The organism is Corynebacterium vitaeruminis, from assembly GCF_001054325.1.
Taxonomy (GTDB): Bacteria; Actinomycetota; Actinomycetes; order Mycobacteriales; family Mycobacteriaceae; genus Corynebacterium; species Corynebacterium vitaeruminis_A.
The window spans coordinates 1-21,206 of sequence record NZ_JVVM01000012.1 but is presented as its reverse complement, the minus strand read 5'-3'; the positions used below and the strand labels follow the sequence as shown (position 1 = coordinate 21,206).

The 21,206-nt window shown below is 55.6% G+C and carries 16 protein-coding genes; 1 reads left to right on the top strand and 15 read right to left on the bottom strand.

From position 1 onward, the window contains the following. Positions 1-13: 13 nt before the first annotated feature. The 5 genes from ADA16_RS03145 to ADA16_RS03125 form a co-directional block, all read right to left on the bottom strand. Positions 14-565: a hypothetical protein gene (locus ADA16_RS03145; protein ID WP_048759122.1), complete on the bottom strand. Its 552-nt coding sequence runs from the start codon at positions 563-565 to the stop codon at positions 14-16. After that, on the bottom strand, positions 562-1,017 hold the full coding sequence (locus ADA16_RS03140) for a hypothetical protein (RefSeq protein ID WP_048759121.1): 456 nt from the start codon (positions 1,015-1,017) through the stop codon (positions 562-564). Before ADA16_RS03140 ends, ADA16_RS03145 begins: the two co-directional genes overlap by 4 nt. Next, complete coding sequence (locus ADA16_RS03135; protein WP_048759120.1) at positions 1,004-2,092, bottom strand: hypothetical protein; 1,089 nt, start codon at positions 2,090-2,092, stop codon at positions 1,004-1,006. Before ADA16_RS03135 ends, ADA16_RS03140 begins: the two co-directional genes overlap by 14 nt. Next, complete coding sequence (locus ADA16_RS03130) at positions 2,089-2,286, bottom strand: hypothetical protein (RefSeq protein WP_005511694.1); 198 nt, start codon at positions 2,284-2,286, stop codon at positions 2,089-2,091. The genes ADA16_RS03135 and ADA16_RS03130 overlap by 4 nt, the downstream gene beginning before the upstream one ends. Positions 2,287-2,351: 65 nt before the next feature. Then, entirely contained in the window at positions 2,352-2,879 is a 528-nt protein-coding gene (locus ADA16_RS03125; protein WP_048759116.1) for an Asp23/Gls24 family envelope stress response protein, read from the bottom strand. Between the two features lie 811 nt (positions 2,880-3,690). Here ADA16_RS03125 and ADA16_RS10905 point away from each other — a divergent pair. After that, positions 3,691-4,323, top strand: a complete 633-nt coding sequence (locus ADA16_RS10905; RefSeq protein WP_082150638.1) for a trypsin-like serine protease — start codon at positions 3,691-3,693, stop codon at positions 4,321-4,323. Positions 4,324-4,430: 107 nt separating this feature from the next. On the opposite strand, the gene ADA16_RS03120 is transcribed toward ADA16_RS10905, so the two are convergent. From ADA16_RS03120 to ADA16_RS03075, 10 genes are all read right to left on the bottom strand, one after another. Continuing rightward, positions 4,431-7,673 (bottom strand): SpaA isopeptide-forming pilin-related protein, encoded by a 3,243-nt coding sequence (locus ADA16_RS03120; RefSeq protein WP_048759114.1) that lies wholly within the window; start codon positions 7,671-7,673, stop codon positions 4,431-4,433. Continuing rightward, entirely contained in the window at positions 7,673-8,584 is a 912-nt protein-coding gene (locus ADA16_RS03115) for a SpaA isopeptide-forming pilin-related protein (protein ID WP_048759112.1), read from the bottom strand. The genes ADA16_RS03120 and ADA16_RS03115 overlap by 1 nt, the downstream gene beginning before the upstream one ends. Further along, a complete protein-coding gene (locus ADA16_RS03110; RefSeq protein WP_414629643.1) occupies positions 8,577-9,608 on the bottom strand; it encodes a class C sortase in 1,032 nt (343 codons plus the stop codon). The genes ADA16_RS03115 and ADA16_RS03110 overlap by 8 nt, the downstream gene beginning before the upstream one ends. 237 nt (positions 9,609-9,845) lie before the next feature. Further along, positions 9,846-11,456, bottom strand: coding sequence for a SpaH/EbpB family LPXTG-anchored major pilin (locus tag ADA16_RS03105; protein ID WP_048759108.1), 1,611 nt, complete (start codon positions 11,454-11,456; stop codon positions 9,846-9,848). Between the two features lie 685 nt (positions 11,457-12,141). Further along, positions 12,142-12,501, bottom strand: coding sequence for a hypothetical protein (locus ADA16_RS03100; protein ID WP_048759105.1), 360 nt, complete (start codon positions 12,499-12,501; stop codon positions 12,142-12,144). A 162-nt stretch (positions 12,502-12,663) separates the two neighbouring features. Further along, a complete protein-coding gene (locus tag ADA16_RS03095) occupies positions 12,664-13,419 on the bottom strand; it encodes a class F sortase (RefSeq protein WP_048759103.1) in 756 nt (251 codons plus the stop codon). A 9-nt stretch (positions 13,420-13,428) separates the two neighbouring features. Next, positions 13,429-16,455: a VaFE repeat-containing surface-anchored protein gene (locus ADA16_RS11320; protein ID WP_048759101.1), complete on the bottom strand. Its 3,027-nt coding sequence runs from the start codon at positions 16,453-16,455 to the stop codon at positions 13,429-13,431. Between the two features lie 1,060 nt (positions 16,456-17,515). Next, positions 17,516-18,163 (bottom strand): hypothetical protein, encoded by a 648-nt coding sequence (locus ADA16_RS03085; protein ID WP_048759099.1) that lies wholly within the window; start codon positions 18,161-18,163, stop codon positions 17,516-17,518. A 348-nt stretch (positions 18,164-18,511) separates the two neighbouring features. Next, positions 18,512-19,552, bottom strand: coding sequence for an aspartate-semialdehyde dehydrogenase (locus tag ADA16_RS03080; RefSeq protein WP_048759097.1), 1,041 nt, complete (start codon positions 19,550-19,552; stop codon positions 18,512-18,514). Positions 19,553-19,561: 9 nt separating this feature from the next. After that, entirely contained in the window at positions 19,562-20,827 is a 1,266-nt protein-coding gene (locus ADA16_RS03075) for an aspartate kinase (protein WP_048759095.1), read from the bottom strand. Positions 20,828-21,206: the final 379 nt, after the last annotated feature.

Here is a 21,206-nt window from a genome sequence, read left to right as displayed (position 1 = left end):
GCTGACTAGCTGACTAACGGTCCAGCTCGATTTTGTAAGTCGAGGCGATATCAGCATGCCCAAGGGCATCACGTATATCACGCTCCGCGTTTTTCAGGGCAGCTACAACAGCGGAGAGGCTCGCCTGCGGTGGCATTGCCACAGTCACTTCTAAGGTCGGGATTCCATTATCACGGTAGACCCGCGAATCCGCCTGGTTGATGTGGGCGTTGCGCTCTAAATCGGTGCACACCGCATCGGCAACATCGGCGACCGGCAGCGAAATCTCTCCTAACTTTTCCTGTGATTCTGATGCGGAAACCGTGCTGAACCGGTGCGATCGCAGATTAGCGACCACCAAGCTGCAGCCGACCACCGCTAGAATCGCTGTGATTACACCGAGGACGGGAACATACCAGCTTTGCTCAGGTATTTTTTCCCAGGATTCCATCCGCCCGGTGTCGTGAAGCCACTGTGCAGGAGCGACATCGAAGTAGCTAGCAATTGCCCATGTTGCTACCAGTAGTAACAGCGCTGAGAAGAGGAACAACACAATTCGGTCGAATACCCTTACTGATGTTTTCACTTGTCATCACCTTCGTATCCGCCGTGAGTTCCGGAAGCAAGTGCCGTGCCATTTTGGATTTCTTGGTAGTCAGACTTATGCATCCAAACTGGCAGGTTGCCATCGTCATCGACGCGTACATACCGGCGCGGGGCGGGAAGAAACACCGCTATGAGCTGTCCCAGCCCATAGATTGCAGCGAGGATTCCGACGAGGAGCAACACCCATGACGCGGCTGAGCCCTGTGGGTTGCTGAACCAGTCGAATACCGGTTGTAACCATGAGGTGTCACCTGAGCTATTGGCGCTAATGATTGCTTCTCTACCTGCGACTACGGCCGCTGCAATCATCAACAGACCGGCGAAAACTCCCAGCCCGCGAACCTTTGGTGATTGACGCGGGTCACGTCCCTGGCGAGTTTCGACTGACTCGTCCGAGACCACCGCGGCCGATGACCTCTCAGTCGGCGTCATAGGGTGTCACCTCAATCTTTTTCAGTGGGCGCGGCTCTGGCGTGCTTACCACCACGGTACGTGGTTGTGGCACGGATACCGGGCGCAGCTGCTCCTGTCGCGGTGCGCGAACTTGTTTCAACCGGGTTGGACGCGGCACTTTGACCGGCCGCAATAGCGCTGGTCGTGGCGCCTTAACACTAATTGTGCGTGGCGACGGCACTCGTACCGGACGCAGCTTTGGTTGCCGGGGGACACTCACCTGCACCAAGGACGTCGGCTTTGGTGCTGCGACTTTTCGCAGCTGTATTGGCCGTGGAGTTGGTGTGCGACGCACCTGTACCAGCTTCGGCGCCGAGGTGCGAGTCACTGGCAGCGGCGGTGGTGCAACAATGCGTCGGGCTGGTTGCGGCTTCGGTGCCTTAATAGCCACAGTTGGTTGCGGCTTCGGCGGCGTGATGAAGCGCACCGGTTGTGGAGCAGGTGCTGGGACACTGCGTACTCGTTCTGGACGCGGCGGAGTAATGCTGCGTACCGGCTGCGGTGCCACCGGAGTAATACTGCGCACTGGCTGAGGCTGCGGTACTGAAATATTGCGTACCGGCTGCGGCGTCGGTACAGCGATGGACTGCACTTCTGGGACCCACCGCACCTGTGGGGCGGCTACTACCTGCTGATTCACTCGGATAGGTGTCAGCTGCGGGTGATCCGAAAAGTGCGCCAAGTCCTCTCTGGTGACACGCACGTGCCCGGGTTCGACACTGTCGATGTCAACATCGACGGTGACATTTTCAAGACCGGCCATATCAACGAGCCAGGTTGCGACGCTGGAACGAATGCGCACTGCAATTTCCGCTGTCGGCGCTGGCCAGGATGCGACAGCGCGAACTGCGACTCGAACTGCACTAACGACGCTTGTCGTGGCAGAATTGGGGGCAATCTCACTGTCGATAGAGACAATTGGATAGTCGCGCCCTAGAACACGGGATTGGTCGAGCGTGCCGGGAACCGTGCGCACGGCCATCTCTACGATGCGACGGATTGCCTTTTCGCTTACGACAGTGGTGCCACGCGTTGCTGGAACGTGGATAGTCACCGTCGGCGGCCCCCTCGGTTGAACTTACGGTTGAGTTCGGGCGCATCGATTTTTCCATCGAGTACCGCACCGGCTGCACCGGCCAGACCCCCGAAGGCAATAACCGCAAGAAAACCCGTGAAACCACCAATCATTGCGGCGAAGCACAGGACAACGGCAATCGTCGCGAAGGTCTTTGTGTAATTATCGAACATGAAATTCCCCTTTATGCGGGCTTAAGTGCCCATTCTGCCCGGCCTCGACGCGCAATAGTTGTTAACTACTGAACGCGTGGCTGCTCCTTGGGCTCGTTAGCAGCCGCGATGGCCTTGCGCTGCTCTTCGCGCTGCTTAGCAGCCTCTTCTTCGCGCTCCTGCGGGGTCTGGTAGTCGGTGTGAACATCGGAAACATCAACATTGACTTCAGTGACCTCGAGGCCGGTCATACGCTCAACGGAGCTAATGACGTTCTGACGGATAGCCTCAGCCAGTTCGTGGATGGCAACGCCGTACTCGGCAATGATGGTGACGTCGACTGCAGCTTGGCGCTCGCCAACCTCAACAGCAATTCCCTGGGATACGTTGGCGCTACCGCCGGAGACAAACTCACGGACGGAGCCAGCGAAGCGATCCATGCCACCGCCAAGGTCATAAACACCGGAGACCTCGCGGGTAGCGATGCCGGCAATCTTGGAGACGACGCTGTCGTCGATAGAGGTGTGGCCGTGGCCGGTTCCCTTATTCGCGGAGTCCGAGCCAGCCTGAGTTGCCGGGGTGTTCTTAGCAGTGTTCTTTGTGTTGTCAGCCATGATGTGCCGTTCCTGTTCCTCAGTGATGTAGACGAAATGTCTGGACAAAGCCGATGCTATAGCGGCCACAGGCAACCTGCAGTGCGACTTGGGCTTCATGACTGCGCGAAAGCCCTTTAGTTGGGTTTTCGTTATGAGAAATTCTTAGAAAACTGCATTACAGGCTTGATGTGCTTTTCTTCCCCGGCATCACGGAGAGCTCTGTAATTTCTAGATTATCCCTGCTTGGCAGCAGGATATGACCTCTCATTTACTGTTCTGGTATTACGAACGAGCCCCACGTGCCAACCGTTTGCTAACAAATTCGACAACTTTGTATAACGATTGACAACTCGCAGCAAGATTCTGCATTTCGGCAGTGAGTTAGTGCCGTCCGTAATCGGAACTCGTGCACGCTGCGAACTCGTTGCCGCGCTTGACGACGGTGACAGTGCCTGCGGCAACTCTGCAGCTGTTTAGCCCGCTCCCCCGATGGGCGTTGACCTTTCTTCTACCCCATTTTTGGAACACTATCGCGCATGACTGCCCAGTTGAGCGTAGGTTCTGTCTTAACTGATAGGTTTATATATTTCCTTATATTCGCGATACGAAACGGGTATATGAACTGCCCGGCACGCATAAGTTCCATCTTTCGACGAGATTAGCTTTGTTTTTGCGCATCTTTAGGATGATTGGACGCTCACCATGCGCGTTCGTATTCGCCCTCTAGGAAACCCAACCAGAGGAAATGCTTTTCAATGTGCGGCCCGAAAACGCCACAACCAGTTTTTTGGGACGCCACCAACTAACACGCTGAGGAGCAGATTTCCCCATGAATAGACCTTCATGGATTTTCACTGTCACTGCCGTTATCACGGCTACAACCGGACTACCGGCCTACGCGGCCACCATTAACCAAGGTGATCCAGTTGTCATCGTTCACGCTAATGGGCCACAAGCTAGTGTCTGTACGGCTGGCTATGTCGACAAAACCAATTCGCAAATCTATACAGCAGGTCATTGTGGACAAGATGGAGACACAGTGACGGATGGAACCTTTCAGAAAATTGGTGTATTCCAACCGTCTCCCACCTATGACCACTCACTAGATACGGGAAACGATATTGGAGTTGTCTCGCTTGATGACCCCGCTACTGCCGGTGAAAATTCGTATTCGGGCGACTCAACGATATCCCCAACAGATGTTCAAACTGGCGAGACAGTCTGCATATACGGGAACACTACGGGGAAAGTTTCCTGCGGTTTAGCCGCTGATCGCGAGGCATACCAAATCGAGGACAACGCTATACAGGTTCAGAACGTACACGCTCAACGAGGCGATTCCGGAGGGCCTGTATGGGTTCCAGAAAAAGGTGCTGTTGGCGTTGTATCGACTAATTGGAACATAATCGATGGGAACGGGCAGCAGCTTGGTTCCTATATCACTGCGAACTCTCCCTGGTAAGAGCGCTCTATCTACCTAGGGCTTCCTGATGGGGTGGGAAGCGCGTCTAGTTCTTTTACTGTCTCATGGGTTCTGTGCAGTCGCCCGCACAGAACCCATTCTTGTTATTAGGACTGCTGGCGCCGAGCCCAGAACCAACCGCAAGCTGCGATTACCGCACCAAACAGTGTCCAGAGAAGGACTCCGTTTCCACCGGTCTTTGGCAGCTTGCCGGTCTTGGTGTCAGTCACCTGCATGATCATGAGTTCGCCGGAGCCTTCGGCCTTGATAAGCGGGTTACTGCCACCCACCACCGAGATGGTGTACTCCTTAGTCTCCTGGTCAATTGAGATTTCAAAAGCTACTGGCTCTGGCAGCAGGCTAAGTCCTGCCGGTGCCATCGTTTCTACAAGGTAGAAAGTGCCAGTTTCAGTGATTTCAATTGACTTCTGATCAGGCGTGATGGTGTAGACCGGTCCTCCACTATGATCCGGCTGACCACCAGCCGAGGGGTAGATATCGAAGGTCGCACCACCAAGTCCCGGCAAAACCTTGACTCCCTCGCCATCAACGTACTCCGCCTTTTCCAAGGTCAGCTTGCCTGGCTTGGTGTCCGGCGCTTCGTAGTTATCGATGACACAGGAGACGGAAGACAGCACCTTATTGGATTCCGACATCTTTACGCGGAAACCGAACTCGCCCACATTCTCCACCTTGAGAGGTGAGGTTTTCCCGTCGCGGGTTTGAGTACATACGGCGTTGAAGTCACCGGTGGAATCCAAGGTGTCACCGCGACGGAACAAGGTGTAGCCCTGCTTCTGCGTTTCAGTCAGAACCAACGACTGCTCACGCTCGCTTTCAATGTTCCACGATGCAGTACCCTTATCGGATTCAGATCCGGAGGTTACCTTCATCGACTGGTGAACCAACGGGCCGTTACCAGAACCGATGACATTGTTATTTGCGGACAGGGTGAACTCCCAACCAGGGGCACCGTCTTCAAGGACCTTGCCATTTTCATCGACGATCCTCTTCTTAACCTTCACTACACCGTTACATCGTGTGGTTACGTCTTGGGCGATTGTTTTCATCTGTTCGGCAAGCTTGCCGTAGTTAGACACCCTCACCGTGTCACCAGTACCGGAGATATCCTCGCCCATGGTCTTGACGTCACGTGTACCGTAGGTCCACCTCGATTGATTGAGAGTGACCGTCTCTTGCCTCCCATTGGGTAGACGCTCAAACACCTGCAGGGTCTGGCTGCCGGCCGCGTCGTACGCCATTTTCAGGTTCACCAAAATGTCGGTGCCAACGTAATTGGCTTTTGTAGCCTTCGCGATGTCGCTTCGAATCTTGTAGTACAAACCTGGATCTTGTCCCGGATCTGCTGTCCAGGCAATGCGCTTGGCGTCTTTGAGCACCAGATCATTCGTTACAACGGGGCGTTGGCTGCTTCGCCCGCCAAGAGTCAGGTCGACCATGAGCGGCACAACACGGGTACCGGCAGCTTTGAGTTCGTTGGCTGCTTTGATTGCGTCGTTGAGAGCACTAGCCTGAACGAATTCACCACCGATGCCCTTGCTCTTGATTGTCGAGGAGGTCGTGGGCATACCATCCGTGATGAAGTACACCACGTCGTAGTCGTTATCCTTGACCTGCTTCAGGCCCGCTTCCCAGTTCGTAGCACTGTTATTTGCGTTATAGCTCCAGTTCTTAACTACGTCCTTTGCTCGCTGGACGCCCTGCTCCGACAGCATTGAAATATATGGTGGGTTCTGACCGTGTGTCGTTCCAGCCTGATTAGCCGGACCGCCACTTGCGAAGTTATAGATGCCGAGCTCGGCTGGGGTGCCCTGCAGGGAATCGATAAATGCATTCGCGGCCTTTTTAGATGCTTCGAAACCATCAGTATCTGCGTAACGGAGCGATGTCGAAAGGTCTGCTACTACAGCAATGCGCAGGCCACAACGCTGCGGCATCGGGGGGTTAGGGACTCGCCCCTGCACCCACTTAGCTCCATCTGGTGGGGAGATGACTTCGGGTGGTTTTGGTGTGTCCTTTTTCTCTCCGTAGACATCAAGAGTGACCTTCAAATTCTTGTTCTGCGAGAGATTATTGGTGAAGGTGAATACCGCATCCTTCGGCACAACGGCAGAATCAACCGGCTTGCCATCCTTCACCGGAACAACGTCCATAGTGATGAAGCCGTTGCCAATATTGACGTTTCGTTTCTGCAAAGTCACACCAGGCTCGATCTGGTCCAGGGTGAGGTTGTACTTCTGTGGATCCAAGAAAGTCGCGTCAGTCTCGATACGCACCGTTGCGTACTTCATGTGAGATTCCTCAGTCACCTTAGCCGTAAAGGCGTTGGGCTTCTTCGGATCTACTGGGTCAGCTTTAACTGCAAACTCGTGGCCGATGGCATCAAAGTGGCGCCCTTCGACAGCCGGTGGCTTGGGGTCTTCAGAAGAATCTGAGCAGTCTTTTACCTCGCCGCTTAGGTTGAAGGTCCACTCGGTACGCGCGTTCGGGGCAAGCTTAAACCCTGGCTGCGCTACTGCAGTGACCTTGACTGTACCCGGCTTGTTCTGCTCGTAGACATGGGGGCCAGCTGGCTTCTTCTCTGCGTTGAGGTAGTAATCAACACCCTTGGTGTCCGGGATATTGATGTAAGCCTTCTCCACGCACTCCGGTGCAGTCGCGGAATCGACAAGGGTTGGGTCCGCGGGAGTTACCGTTCCGGGTTCTGGCTCCGGATCCTCCGGCTCGGTGGGCTCGGTGGGCTCAGCCGGATCTGTTGGCTCCGTTGGATCAGTAGGTTCCGTCGGGTCCGTTGACGGATCTGTTGGCTCACTTGGGTCGGTCGGCTCAGTGGAGCTGTCAAGAGTACCGCGAAGGGTGACGGATACATTGCCTGTTGCTGTCCGAGCAGCGTAGTAAAGCTCTAGCCTGACTTTATCGCCCGCATTGACTGTTTGGTTCAGTCCCTTGTGCACAACTTCAAGCGGGACCTGTCGAGGATTATCGCTGGTGGTAAACTGCGGGGCAATCTTCTTCCCATTAATTATGAGTTCGTACGTCAGAAGATGCCCTGAGCCACCAACATTGAACTGGAGGCTGTCAATCGTCGCATCATTATCGATAGTGAACTCAAATTTTGCATCGCCCGGATACGGCTGCTTCGTCTTAATATTCTTAAACTCATACTTCGGCGGAGACGTCGGAATGACCTCCGTCTGTGCCTGTGCCTGCGGCACGTTGGGAGCAAAAGCCTGACCGCTGACAACGAGAGCTACCGCTAGCAAAGCAGCCAAGAACATGCGAAGCGTAGTTCGCACTGAATCCGGCAAGCGGAATGTTGTCGAAAACATTAGTTCTTCCCACTTTCTGAGTTCTTCTTGCTAGCGACGATAATGACGAATCCTCCGCCGATTAGTGCTGCAGCGGCAGCTACCAGACCTGCTACCTGCACACCGGTGAGCGCCAAGGAGCCGGATTCTCCGCTACTTCCCGAGCTTGAGGATGAACCCGACGAGCCTGAAGGCGTCGAGGTACCAGGCTCATCAGGCGACGTGGAGGTAGTCGACGTTGTCGTCGAGGTTCCCGGTTCACCCGGAGTGGTCGGCGGCGTCTTCGGCGGGGTCGATGTCCCCGGCGTAGTCGGCGGAGTTCCAGGTGGCGTCGTCGGAGGGGTATTCGGCGGAGTCGTCGGAGGCGTCGACGGCGGTGGCGTCTCCCCCGGCTTGTGCGACTTCGCCACAATGACTCCCTCTACCGGAGTGGAGTCATAGTCCGCCCCATAGAATGGCACCGATACCAAGAAGGGGTTGATCTCCCGGTAACTGTCGTTCGGAGCCGTCGAGGTTACAAGGTAAATACCCTCCGGCAAGTCACTGAATTTAACAGAGCCGTTTTCGTCAGTGACCTGGCTGAAGTGGAGGTCTTTTGGCCACTCGGCAAGCTCAGCTGCGGTGGCGTTTTCCACCTTCTCGCGGTCCTTCTGGCTTGACGGCGAAATTCCCTTAAGACGATGCAAATGAATCGTCACGCCAGAAATAGAGCCCGACGCCGTCGAATTATCATCGTCCGGGTTTCCTGGGCTCAAGGTAATTCGCACAATGTCAGTGCCGCTTGTTGCTGAAACGCCCGGAGCATCCACGCGTCCAACAATCCTGGCCGCGTTGGCGTCATTCGCGCCGATTGCACCCATCACTGCAACCAGAGCGCAGGCAGCTAAGAACGCAGCTATCCGGTTCCAGGTGGATGTCAAATATTTATTCATTGTCGTTTTCCCACCACGAAGTGTTGTTATTATCCTCGGATGCCGATTCGCTGCCGTCAACGAGTTCATCACTGTCTGCGTCGCCATCAGCAGTCTCGACGTCCGCATTCTCAGCGTCGTCGTCAAGCTCTTCGGCGATGTCGTCGATGTCGTCAGAGTCGAAGCGCTGGCGCCAGAGCCACCACGCAAAGCCTGCGCCAAGCACAAGCACTGTTACGAGCAGGGCATACATCCACCACTGCCATCCAGTTCCGTGCGTTTGGTCGAAGACATTGCTTTCCGACGGATCCATCGGCACTTGGTGCCCACGCACTAGCAGACGATGCGTGTTAATCCCGTAAGGAGTGCAAGTGATGAGGGTGATGTAGTCCTGGCCTTCAATGGGACGAAGATCGTCGGTCTCATGCGGAAGTACGACCTTGATTTGATCAATCTCGTACTTCAGCTTGTGACCTGCGACCTGGATATAGAAGGCGTCTCCCTCTTTTGCTTTCCGCAGGTTATCGAAGAGCGTTACGTTAGTAAGTCCGGTATGACCGGTAATGATGGAGTGGGTTCCAGCACCACCGACTGGAAGATCGGATCCGTATAGGTGTCCGAGCCCCTTGGCGAGCACCTCATCGCTGGTGCCGTGATAGATCGGCAGGTCGGCCTTAATCTCTGGGAAGATTAGACGCGCCATCACGTCGGTAGCGTTTAGCTGATCGAGATAAGCGGCGTACTCGGGGTTGTGGTCATTAATTTCGTTAAGCCACGGGTCCAGGATCGGGCCGGTGGTGTGGCGCTCATTGTAAGAATGAGCACGCTCCCACTGTTCATCTTTAATTTCTTGGGGTACGGACTTTTCCAGCTTGGCGAACTCTTTGGCTGCCTTAGAGGTGCCGTAGTTATTCAATGCCGTGGAGACAACCGGGTACAGCATCACAAGTAAACCCACAATCACCAGAATTGCGGGGAGAACCATGCTGTTCTTTTTCGCCTGCTCAGGCTGATCAGACTGCTCAGCTGATGCGTCCCGCGTCAGAGTCGACGCAGAGTGTTTACCCACGGAGGAACTCCCAAGAAGTCAATCAAAAAGGGATGTGACCTTTCTCTTTCTCACCGGCATGGGAATGCCTGCTGTTGAAAAAGAGCACATCGAAAGGCCGCAACAGTAATTTCAGTGATGCGCAAACTACAGGAATGGCGTGCGCTGTTGAACGCACGCTATTCCCTCAACACTGGAGCTAAAGAGCTCCAGTGACCGAGCCTTTACTCGGATTTAGTTCTTGGAACCGCGGCGGGCGAACCATGCACCAGCTGCGACGATAGCTGCACCGATAGCAGCCAGGATGCCAACACCGGCGCCACCGGTCATCGGCAGGTTCGGGGTGGTGTCGTCAGAGTTAACAACCTCGCCCTCGTTAGCGCCGACCTGGACGGAAGCCAGCTCGTAGACGCGGTCCGGGTCAGTCGAGGTAGCAACCAGCTTGAACTCGAGAGCCTCCGGCAGCAGCTCCTTGCCCTTCGGAGCCTTGGTCTCAATCAGGCAGTAGTGGGACTGGTCTTCAGCGGCAACCTCAGCGTTGTCTTCGAAGTCATTGACGTGGAGACCAGTGATCTTGACGGTACCATCCTGGCCAGAGACGAAGGTGGTATCAACCTTGCCATTCTGCTGACCGTTTACCGGGGTCCAAGAGTCCTTCTTCTTGGTGTCAATCTCGGAGCACTGCTTGCCAGCCTCCTGGCGGACAATCTGGAACTCAGCGCCTTCCAGACCCTTGCGGTCGCCATCGACCTTCTTGAACTGCAGGCCACCCCAGTAGGTCTTAACCTCCGGAGTCTCCTTCGGAGTATGGTTCTCGGAACCGTCTGGGTTGTTCTGGAAGACCAAACCGGTGTTCGGCGCAATGTCGGTAGCATTCTCGAACTGCGGCTTCAGCTTGGTGGTGATGGTAACGACGACCTTGTCACCGGCGTTAAGGGACTTAGCAGTTTCCTCATTCAGGGCGACGTCGACCTTGTTGCCCTCGAAGAACTTCCCATCAACATCCTGCGTCGGCTGGATCTCCTTGCCAGCGACCGTCACCTTCACGTCGGTGATCTCCAACTTCGAGTCAATCTCGTCAGTGATCTGGAACTGGGTGCGCTCCGTGTTCGGCTTCAGCTGGCGAGCAGTACCTGTGACGGTGTAGACCAGGTTTTCATCACCAGCGTTCTGGTCCTTGTCCTTGACGGTCTTGGTCGGCTCTTCGTCCTTGTAGTTCTTCGGGAACGCATGGACATCGTAGTTCCAGCTAGTGCCCTGGTTATCCCCACCGTTATCCGCGGTCATCGGAACGAAAGCGATGAACGGAACAGCCGGGTCATAGCCTTCCTTCGGGCCGGTCTCAACAACCAGGTAAGCACCGAGATCGAGATTCTCGGAAACTACCCACTTACCATCCGGCCCAGTCGTGCCGGTTGCAACCTCCTTCAGGACACCGTCAGGCAGGCCATCCTTGAGTGCGGCACCCTGAGAGAAATCAGCGGCCTTCAGCTTCGAAGCAGCCAGCAGACCCTCGTTAGTGGTGACATCAATGTCGGTAGCGCCATCTGCAGTCTTGTTGATCTTGTAAACGGTGAAGCCGACACCGTCGAGCTTCTCGGCACCGGTGGCCTCAACATCCTTGACATCGGCTTCGGTACCAGACGGCTGGCCTTCGCTGGTCGGATTACCGAACTTGTGAATGGTGAGCGAGCCCTTGGCGTCCTTATTTACCAATGGGGAGTCGCCAGCAGCCTGGTTGATGGCAGTGTCCTGAGCGATTGCAGCCGGGGCGGAGACACCCATCGACAGACCGACGATGGCAGCGAAGGTTACCGACCGGGCGGTACGGGAGAACTTATTCACGAAAACAGGTCCTTTTCAGAAGTCCAAAATGAAGCAACACGCTTCAATACGTCTCGCGATTCACTTCAGACGGTGACATGGATATTCCCCGACCCGGCAAAGCTGAGATTTTCCTTAAAGAAAAGACCAGCCTGTCTAACCTTCTAGGCTTAAGCATCATGAACTTTTATGTTTATATGTCACAACACTCCAGTCCAAGCTCATTGCCCGCTCGGTTAACAGCGCTCAGTGAACCGCTTATGAATAACTTAACCGCTTAAGCATCTGACCGACACTTGAGGTGAATGCACCTTAACGCCCAAGTCGTAAAAAGCATTCACGCCCATGCTTCTCGCGACCGCTTGATGGCTTTTTGTACTGGTCACGGCGGGCCTTAGTCCAACTACCCAAGAAAGCGCAAAGATTTCCCGCAATTAAAGCCCCCCCCCTAATCAGGGCTACCCAATTGGTTTATATCAATAGCTTTTATCCCCTATCGTTATCTCCCCAGCGCATGCCAGGAAAATGGGGACTTATCAACGTTCCCGGATTTGCTGTCACGACAACGTCGTCAAGCGAAAGCAAAAGCAAAAGGACACCATCAAAAACCAAGAAACGCCCCGTGGCGCACTGCCTTGTGCCAGGACCTGTAAAAGCACGAAGACTGTAAGCGACACGGGGCGCACTGTGGCGTCACAAGTGGCGTTTAGAGAACCGCCCAGTAGTGAACATCGTTGTAGCCGTTGAGCTTGAGGACGTCACTGATCTGGTCGACCTTCTTTTTGCCCTCGGGGGTCATACCATCCGGCATGATCTGCACGTCAGCGCTGTGGTCACCGGTGAAGGTGATGTTGACGTAGTCCTTACCATCGCGATGCTCGAGCTCGAAGACGTAGCGGTTGACGGCCAGCTTGCCCGAGTGGAGGAATCCGCCCTTGCCCGGAGCGACAACTGCAGTGTCAGCAGAGTTTGCAGGTGCAGCTACCGCCTGTGCGGCAGTAGCAACCGGAGTGGCAAGCACAAGTGCGCCCACACCCCAGACACCGATTTTCTTCAACATGCTCATAGGTACTTCCTTATCTTCAGTGTTTCTGCAGGGTTTCTGCAGATTTGATCTGTGTTTTCTGTGGTCGTCGGCGCCGCCGTTGTTCGACGACGCTCGACAACCGCAGCCAATGGAATTGGTCAATGAATCGAGACTTGCGCCCTAGCGCCCTAACGCACTGGATTAGCGCACTGGGGTGGCCTCGACGATGATGTTGTCGGAGTAACCCAACGTGCCACCGACGAACTCGCCTCCGCAGGTAATGAGAACCAAGCGGTTTTCACCAACCGCATCGTTGACGGCCTCGGGCATCTCAGCACCCTTGACCACCTGGACCGGGTCGTGGCTGACGGTGAAGTCGCGGCTTTCGCCATCGACCTTCACCGTGACAGTGTCGCCAGCTTTCAGGTCCGCAAAACGTGCAGCGTAGCCATCGCCCTGATCCACCTCATTGACGTGGCCGGTAATGACGGACGATCCAGCAGCACCTTCCTCACCGGGAATTGCGGAGGCGGAGTACCAACCCAGTCGCGAAACATCGGTCGGTGGGATCAGAGATCCCTGATCAGTCAGCTGGACGAAATCGATTGGAGCCGACTTACCGTCAATGAGCATCTCCATCTCGTGCACAGACTCCCGAGAACCCTGTGCTGGAGTGGGAAGATTCTCCTGCGCACCGTCGAGTGCCGAATCATTGCGGTTGATCTGGGAAATCACCAGCAGAGCGACAACGCCGATTAATGCGATAGCGGCGATATACACCCTTGGCTGCTTCCACCAAGGCACGTCCTGCAGGTCTTCGACCTGGCCGTCGCCCTGGTCGTCGTCCTGGTCAAACGCATCAACATGGTCGGGTGCGCCGGTTTCGGTTTCCGGTTCGTAACCTGGTGCGTTTCCAGGTTCGTTTCCGGTCTCGTCCGAGCCAAACTGATCAGTCATGGAATCTCCTTAGTTCGTAGCTACCGTCGGCAGAGCGTGAGTAGCCAAACCGGTCGGGCCAGACGGAACCGAACTAATTGCACGTCGTTCCGAATTCGGAGCCAACGGCTTTCCATAGTTCTTCTGCTTGTCCTGGCCAGTGCCACCGATAACGGTGACGTTGGTGTTGTTCTGCTCCGAATGCTGATTAATCACAGTGTTCGGGGTGGCAGCATCGCTAGTAGGCGCGGAGGAATCGTCGTTAGGCGTGTTCTGCTCGCCCTCATCCTTCGGCTGCTCAGATGGCGTGTTCTCTGGGGTCTTGCCATTCGTGACAGTCTGCTCAGCGGAGTTGATGTCCTTGTGAACAGCAACTTCCTTGCCGTCGGCATCGGTCAGAGTCTCGAAGACAACCTGGGAACCGCAGTCGGCGTCAGTGATGATGATCGGAACATCAACCGTGCCTGCGGATGCCGTCGGTACAAAGTGCAGGCGGCTCCTAGCGCCAGTGGACTTGCCCGTCTCCTTGCACATCAGCTCACCGGTCAAGGTGTACTTCGTGCCCGGCTTCAGGCCGGTGAAGTGCACCGTGTCGATGACGACAGCACCCTTTTCAATCAGACCCTTGCCAGCAATACCGGCAGAAGTCGTGATAGCTGCGTTTTCCTCAGGCTGTGCTGGGGTGCTTGGGTGGTTTGGCTTGCTCGGCTTCTCCGGCTGAGCAGGCTTCGACGGCTTTTCCGGGTGAGCTGGCTTGGACGGCTTCTCCGGCTGGGCCGGGTGGATCGGCTTGGACGGCTTGCTCGGCTTCTCCGGCTTTTCCGGGTGGGCCGGCTTCGACGGCTTGCTCGGCTTTTCCGGGTGGGCCGGCTTGGACGGCTTGGACGGCTTCTCCGGGTGGGCCGGCTTGGACGGCTTGCTCGGCTTTTCGGACTCAGATTCGGACGGGGTGGTCGTCTCAGACGGCTCTTCCGGCTGTGTCGTCTCCGGCTGCTCGGAAGGCTCATCCTCGCTCGGAGTTACCGGAACGGTGGACGTGGTCGGCTCAGTCGAGCTGGTTTCCGGTACGGTCGTTTCCTCGGACGGAGTTTCGCTTTCCTCAGTCGGGGTATCTTCCGGAGTTTCCGGAACCTCGCCGGTCACGGTCTGGTTTGCATCGTTAATATCTGCGTGGTCAGCGATCTCATTAACCTGACCAGCGCTTTCCTGACCAGTTGAGTCAACCTCATCAGAGGTCAGGTGCTCGAATACAACAGCCTCAGCAACAGGAGTCTTAACAGAATCAGGCACCTCGAGAGTGACAGTCACAGTACCGCTTGCCGAAGTCGGCTTGAACGTCGCCTCGCCATGACCAATTACAGAGCTATCAGCCTTGTTAACCAGTTCACCGGAGAGGGTGTAGTTCTTACCAGGCACCAGACCTTCAAAATGTACGGTGTCGACAACCTTGGCATTAGCTTCAATACGGTTGCCCTCAAGCTCGGCTACCGTGCGCAGCTCCGGCTCCAGCGGTGTATCCGCTGGCTCGCTCGGCTGAGATGGTTCAGTGGTCTCAGTCGGCTCGGTGGTCTGCGACTCGGTGGTGTCAGTCGGCTCGGTCGGTTCCGTCGGAACAGCCGGCTTCGTGGACTCGGTGGTGTTAGGAGTAGTCGTCGAAGAGCTTGGCTGCTCTTCGCTTTCCGACGTCGTCGGAGTCTCAGACTCGCTGGTCTCAGAAGTAGCGGTCTCGCTGGACGACGGCTCCGTTGTCTCCTCGGTTGTCTCTTCGCTCGTCGGGGTCTCTTCAGAGGTCGTCGGCTGCTCTGGCTTTTCGCCATGAACAGTCTGAGCAGCGTCGTTAATGTCCTCGTGGGTGGCGATTTCTACCGACTGACCATCGGTGTTGTCCTGGCCATCGGCGGTAACCTCCGTCGAGGTCAGCTTTTCAAATGCAACAGCAGCGGACACTGGCTCATCCACATCATCGGAGACAGTAATCATGACAGCCTGCTCACCCGAAGAGGTCTCCGGAGTGAACTCGACGCTGCCGGTGCCCAGAATGCGGTCAGCATTGGTCTTGTCCACCAGAGTGGCGTCCAGGCGGTAGTTCTTACCCGGCACCAGGTCGGTGAACTTCACGATGTCCTTAACTACAGCGCCCGCAACAATCTTGTTGCCGTTGAGGCGAGCCTGAGTGGAGATCGACGGCTTAAGCGTGGTCGGCTTCTCCGGCTCAGACGGCTTGGTCGACTCGGACGGAGTCGTGGTCTCCGCAGGCGTGGTCGGAGTAGTTGGCTTCTCCGGTTCGCTTGGCTTTTCCGGTTCGGTTGGCTTTTCTGGCTCAGATGGCTTCGTCGGCTCAGCTGGAACCTCACCGGAAGACGGAGTGACATTGTCAATCACAATGATGTCTTGTTTCTTACCATTGTTGAAAATGTAGCCAGTGCGGTTCGTACCGTCGACGGTGCCCTGGCCGACGTTAGCCGGACCAGTGAGGTAGTCGTAGACAGCCTTCGTCGATGGGTTGTGAATGCCCTGGGAGAAGTCAATGTCATCGGAGAAGTGCCACAGAGCGAACTGAGTTGCGTTATTGGCATCCAGCACATTCAGGCGTCCTTTAACTCCAGCTGCCTTACCCAGTTCATCCAAACCAACAGCTGGAGAACCGTGGTGCGCAATCCAGTTGAGCTTCCGGTATCGGTCAAAGTCGTTCCGCAGCTTGTTATTGGTATCTGTACTGCGCGAGAACTGACTGAAGTTCTGCACACGACCGGTGTCATAAAGATCACCGCCGACGCTGGCCTCAATGCAGTAACCCATTTTGTGGCTACCAAATGGAGTTGCAGCCTCGTCAAATGCCGCAATGAGTGGCCCAAAATTACGGACATTTCCGTTGGCTTCAACACCCGCAACGGTTCCAGGAACACTCAAAATCTTCTGAATCGTCAGGGTTTCGCCAGTGTCCTCCGGCTCCTGCGCATGCGCAAGTATCGGAGATTTAGCGAAGAAAAGAGCGAGCACAGCCACGAAGCCAAAAAGTGCCAACCAGCGCTTTTCGTTTGTAAAACGACCGAACATGAGCCCTCCCCCTTCCTTCGATTTCAGTGCGTTATACACTTTTCGCTACCTTTCCAGCCTTCAATTAACAATCAATGACCACGCATAAGCGTTTCCAGCCCCCATCACAGGCAGCCCAGTTGATATCGCCTTCTAATTCTCATTCATAGCGTTGGCCGTCCCCGAATATAACAAATACATTTTATGTTTGTTGGGCCATTTAATTGATCCCCCAATTGTCCTTTATTTCAAGAGCAATAATTGTTGGTTGCATATTCTTTCCGGGGTAGCCGTCTGGCCACCTCACAAATACGAAAGTGCCACTTTCCCCCTACATCATCTAGCCATTCAGCCCGCACAAACCCCGCCTACCTGTATGTATGAAGATTTTTTAATAATTCTCCACCCTTTAATTCGGGTTAAAATGTTTCCCATGTCACGATTTTTATAATTGTGAGATAAGGCACAGTAAATACGCCACCCCCACCTAATGAAAATTGACCCCAATAAATATGCGGAAATAAAAATGACACCTCAAGACTATTTGCAAACAAGTCTCCAGACGCCATTTAATACGCCACATAATCGTGACCTAATTGCGACTGCATAAATATTCGTCTCTCCGTTCCGGACCTCTCCATCCGCACCCAATAGACAAAAGTGGGTCTGATTCAAGACATTCCAGCAGATCACGTTATGTAAATCGCGCCTGAATAGGGGACTGCAAATGTGAAACTGTGCGAGTTTATGACACTTTCAGCACATTTTTCTGGCCATTTTTGACATAAACGTAGTCAGTAACTCGGATCGATCCAACGTCGCCAGCCATAAACGCAGTCACTAACTCTCATTGGGCCGCGGTCGCCAAACATAACCGAAAAAAGCGCCTCCCCACTCCGCAAGGAGTGAGAAGGCGCTCGTGCGCTTGCGCATTAATAACCGCACTAGCCGCAATAGCCGCACTAACTGCGACAACCACGCAAGGCAGTTATCAAGCCAGCTTAAACGGTCTTAGTTAGACTGCTTTAGTTTAACGGCCCTAGGTTAACGGCCCTAGTTAGACTGCTTTAGCTAAACGGTCTTAGATAGCCTTTGCGCCGGTGAGATCCAGGTCAACCGGCAGGTTGTCACCAGCACCGTCCTCAGCCAGCAGACCACCCTGGTTGTTGCCACCGGTCTGGGCACCCTGCTCCTGGCCGCCCGTCTGCAGACCACCCTGGTTCTTACCGCCGGTCTGGGCACCCTGCTCCTGGCCGCCCGTCTGAAGGCCGTTCTGGTTCTTACCGCCAGTCTGCAGTCCCTGCTCCTGGCCACCGTTCTGGAGGCCCTGGTCGCCACCGACGTTCTGCAGGCTCTGATCCTGGCCACCGGTCTGGAAACCGGACTGACGCTCACCAATCTGGCCCTTGTCGTTGACCTGGTCACCGCCGACCTTGTCGCCCTTGTCCAGCTTGTCGCCGCCGATCTGGTCGCCACCGTTCAGCTGGTCGCCGCCAGCGTTCTGGAGACCCTGGTTGCCACCGACGTTCTGCAGAGCGTTGTCCTGATCGCCGCCGACGTTCTGCAGACCCAGGTTGCCGCCCTCAGTCAGAGAGTGGAAGTTCGGGAACAGAGAATCGACCTGAACCAGCGGGCCCTCCGGGAAGTTCACGTTGAACTCCGGTGCCGGCAGCGGAGCCGGTGCTGGCAAGGAGGAAATCAGTTCGCAGATGTTGCACAGGTTATCCATGATGATCCTTTAGAAAAACGAAGTGTAGATAGATGGTGTGGCGCGATGCCCAGAGCTGAAGGTAAAGGGCTTCTCGCCTTCTCCTTTGCGGCCACTGCCGTGCTCACACGAAAACCGTACAGGCGATGAAAAACGGTCACAATATAGAGTTTCGGCGCGCATCAGCCTAGAAATTGAAAATACAAATACGGCAAATTTCAACCTGCACTTATGCCCAAACGGTGCATGTCACACACCACAGCGGTAGCCATTTGGCCACCCCAAACCAGGCTCGCTTTTGAAAGCAGAAAAGCCCCGGCACCGAAGTGCCGAGGCATAACTTTTTGCGCTCTCAAGTACTGCGGTTAACTACTGGTCAGCGACCAACAACTCCGCAATCTGGATGGTGTTCAGCGCAGCGCCCTTACGCAGATTGTCGCCAGAGACAACCAACACCAGGCCACGCCCCTCCGGAACCGACTGATCGACGCGGATACGACCCACCAGAGACTCATCCACACCGGCGGCAGCAAGCGGATTCGGAACGTCGACAACCTTCACGCCCGGCGCGAACTCCAGCAACTCGGTTGCCTTTTCCACGGACAGAGCATTCTCAAACTCAGCGTGAATCACCAGCGTGTGGCCAGTAAAGACCGGAACACGCACACAAGTACCAGCAACCGCCAGCTCAGGGATAGACAGGATCTTGCGGGACTCATTGCGGAGCTTCTGCTCCTCATCGGTCTCCAGCGAACCGTCATCGACAAAGTTTCCAGCCACCGGCAGCGCGTTGAAAGCAATCGGAGCAACGTACGGACCAAAGTCCTCCGCAACCAGAGCCGAACCATCAGTGGTCAGCTTCTCCAGGTTGTCGATGTTCTCGCGCACCTGACCGGCCAAAGCCTGCACACCAGCAAGGCCCGAACCCGAGACCGCCTGGTAGGAGGACACACGCAGACGCTGCAACCCGGCCTCGTCGTGAAGCGGCTTAAGCACCGGCATCGCGGCCATCGTCGTGCAGTTCGGGTTGGCGACAATGCCCTTCGGGATATCCTGCAAAGCATCCGGGTTGACCTCAGAGACCACCAACGGGACCTCCGGATCCTTACGCCACGCCGACGAGTTATCAACAACGACAGCGCCAGCAGCCGCAAAACGCGGAGCCTGCTCCTTCGACAGCGTGCCGCCAGCGGAGAACACCGCGACATCAATGCCCTTCAGAACCTCATCGGAAGTAGCCGCGACATCCTCGACAACAATCTTCTCGCCGCGGAACTCCAATTCCTTGCCCGCACTACGAGCAGAAGCGAAGAAACGAACCTTATCTGCCGGGAAGTTACGCTCCGCCAGCAGAGTGCGCATCACACGACCAACCTGGCCAGTGGCACCAACAACAGCAATCGTGGTCATAAGAACTCCTTAACGTCCCGTACCAGCGTAAACAACAGCCTCAGTGTCGCCACCGAGATTGAAAGCGTCGTGCAGAGCCTTCACAGACTTATCGACATCCTGGTCATTAACCAGCACCGAGATACGAATCTCAGAAGTGGAAATCAGGTCGATATTCACACCCTCATCAGCGAGTGCCTCACAGAACGTCGCAGTTACACCCGGGTGGGACTTCATGCCAGCACCGACCAAGGACACCTTGCCCACGTGATCGTCGTAAAGCACGTCCTTCCAGTCGTTGTCAGCCTGCAGCTTCTTCAGCAACGCCATCGCCTTCGGAGCGTCCTCGCGCGGGCACGTGAAAGTAATGTCAGTGCGGTTATCCGCGATGGTGGAGACGTTCTGCAGCACCATATCGATGTTGATCTCCGCATCTGCAACCGCGCGGAACATCTTCGCCGCCTGGCCCGGATCATCCGGAATGCCCAGCACGGTCACCTTCGCCTCGGAGCGGTCATGCGCCACACCGGTCAACACTGCTTCTTCCATAGGGATATCCTCCATCGATCCATCAACAAGGGTGCCAAGTTCATTGCTATACGACGAACGCACACGCAACGGGACGTTAAACGCGCGGGCGTATTCGACACTTCGCAGCTGCAAAATCTTCGCGCCGACCGCGGCCATTTCCAGCATTTCCTCGAAGGAAATGTGGTCCAGGCGCTGTGCGTCCGGCACAATGCGCGGATCCGCGGTGTACACGCCGTCCACGTCGGAGTAAATCTCGCAGACGTCTGCCTCCAAAGCTGCCGCGAGAGCGACCGCAGTGGTGTCCGAGCCACCGCGACCCAGCGTAGTGACGTCCTTAGTCTCGCGGTTCACACCCTGGAAACCGGCCACCAGGCAGATATGCCCCTCATCGAGGGCCTCGCGGACGCGACCCGGAGTGACCTCGACAATGCGGGCGTTACCGTGGCGTTCCGTGGTGATCACTCCGGCCTGCGAACCGGTGAAAGACTGAGCCGAGGCTCCTAGACTTGCGATCGCCATAGCGACCAGCGCATTAGAAATACGCTCACCGGCGGTTAGGAGCATGTCCATTTCGCGTCCCGGTGGGACCGGGTTGACTTGCTCAGCGAGGTCCAGAAGCTCGTCGGTGGTGTCACCCATTGCCGAGCAAACAACCACTACGTCATTGCCCTGCTTTTTGGTTTCCACAATTCGTTCTGCAACACGACGAATGCGTTCGGCGCTCTCCAGGGATGAACCACCGTACTTCTGCACAACCAGTGCCATGGTCGGCAACCTCCAAAAACTAGGCAACTATATGCAAGTAACTATTATTGATTCAATTTACTTGAGTTGCATTCGTAATTACATAGTGGGTTACCAAAACGTAGCTTGTGGGGGTTGCGTGGGGGTTTTGGGGTGGGCCGCGTGGAGGTTTTGGAGGGTCGTGGTTGGACGGTTGGTTGGGCGGGGGGGGTGAGCGCGGCTGCGCGTTGATAGTGTGACGGCTGGGGTGTTTGGGGTGCTTGGGGTGTCGGTTGGGTGTGAATCGGACACGGCTGCGGGCTGCCAGCAGGCTGCAAATGTGAAACTGATTAAGTTTATGACAAAAATAGGCGGTAGGTTCAGGCGGTGAATGCATCACCACTTTCGACCAGGAGAAGTA

What these genes read in the sequence shown, in the direction of transcription:
- ADA16_RS11320 (WP_048759101.1), bottom strand. Translation starts at nt 16,455, where the DNA reads ATGTTCGGTCGTTTTACAAACGAAAAGCGCTGGTTGGCACTTTTTGGC.
- ADA16_RS03115 (WP_048759112.1), bottom strand. Translation starts at nt 8,584, where the DNA reads ATGAATAAATATTTGACATCCACCTGGAACCGGATAGCTGCGTTCTTA.
- ADA16_RS03120 (WP_048759114.1), bottom strand. Translation starts at nt 7,673, where the DNA reads ATGTTTTCGACAACATTCCGCTTGCCGGATTCAGTGCGAACTACGCTT.
- ADA16_RS03125 (WP_048759116.1), bottom strand. Translation starts at nt 2,879, where the DNA reads ATGGCTGACAACACAAAGAACACTGCTAAGAACACCCCGGCAACTCAG.
- ADA16_RS03075 (WP_048759095.1), bottom strand. Translation starts at nt 20,827, where the DNA reads ATGGCACTGGTTGTGCAGAAGTACGGTGGTTCATCCCTGGAGAGCGCC.
- ADA16_RS03130 (WP_005511694.1), bottom strand. Translation starts at nt 2,286, where the DNA reads ATGTTCGATAATTACACAAAGACCTTCGCGACGATTGCCGTTGTCCTG.
- ADA16_RS10905 (WP_082150638.1), top strand. Translation starts at nt 3,691, where the DNA reads ATGAATAGACCTTCATGGATTTTCACTGTCACTGCCGTTATCACGGCT.
- ADA16_RS03100 (WP_048759105.1), bottom strand. Translation starts at nt 12,501, where the DNA reads ATGAGCATGTTGAAGAAAATCGGTGTCTGGGGTGTGGGCGCACTTGTG.
- ADA16_RS03080 (WP_048759097.1), bottom strand. Translation starts at nt 19,552, where the DNA reads ATGACCACGATTGCTGTTGTTGGTGCCACTGGCCAGGTTGGTCGTGTG.
- ADA16_RS03140 (WP_048759121.1), bottom strand. Translation starts at nt 1,017, where the DNA reads ATGACGCCGACTGAGAGGTCATCGGCCGCGGTGGTCTCGGACGAGTCA.
- ADA16_RS03085 (WP_048759099.1), bottom strand. Translation starts at nt 18,163, where the DNA reads ATGGATAACCTGTGCAACATCTGCGAACTGATTTCCTCCTTGCCAGCA.
- ADA16_RS03095 (WP_048759103.1), bottom strand. Translation starts at nt 13,419, where the DNA reads ATGACTGATCAGTTTGGCTCGGACGAGACCGGAAACGAACCTGGAAAC.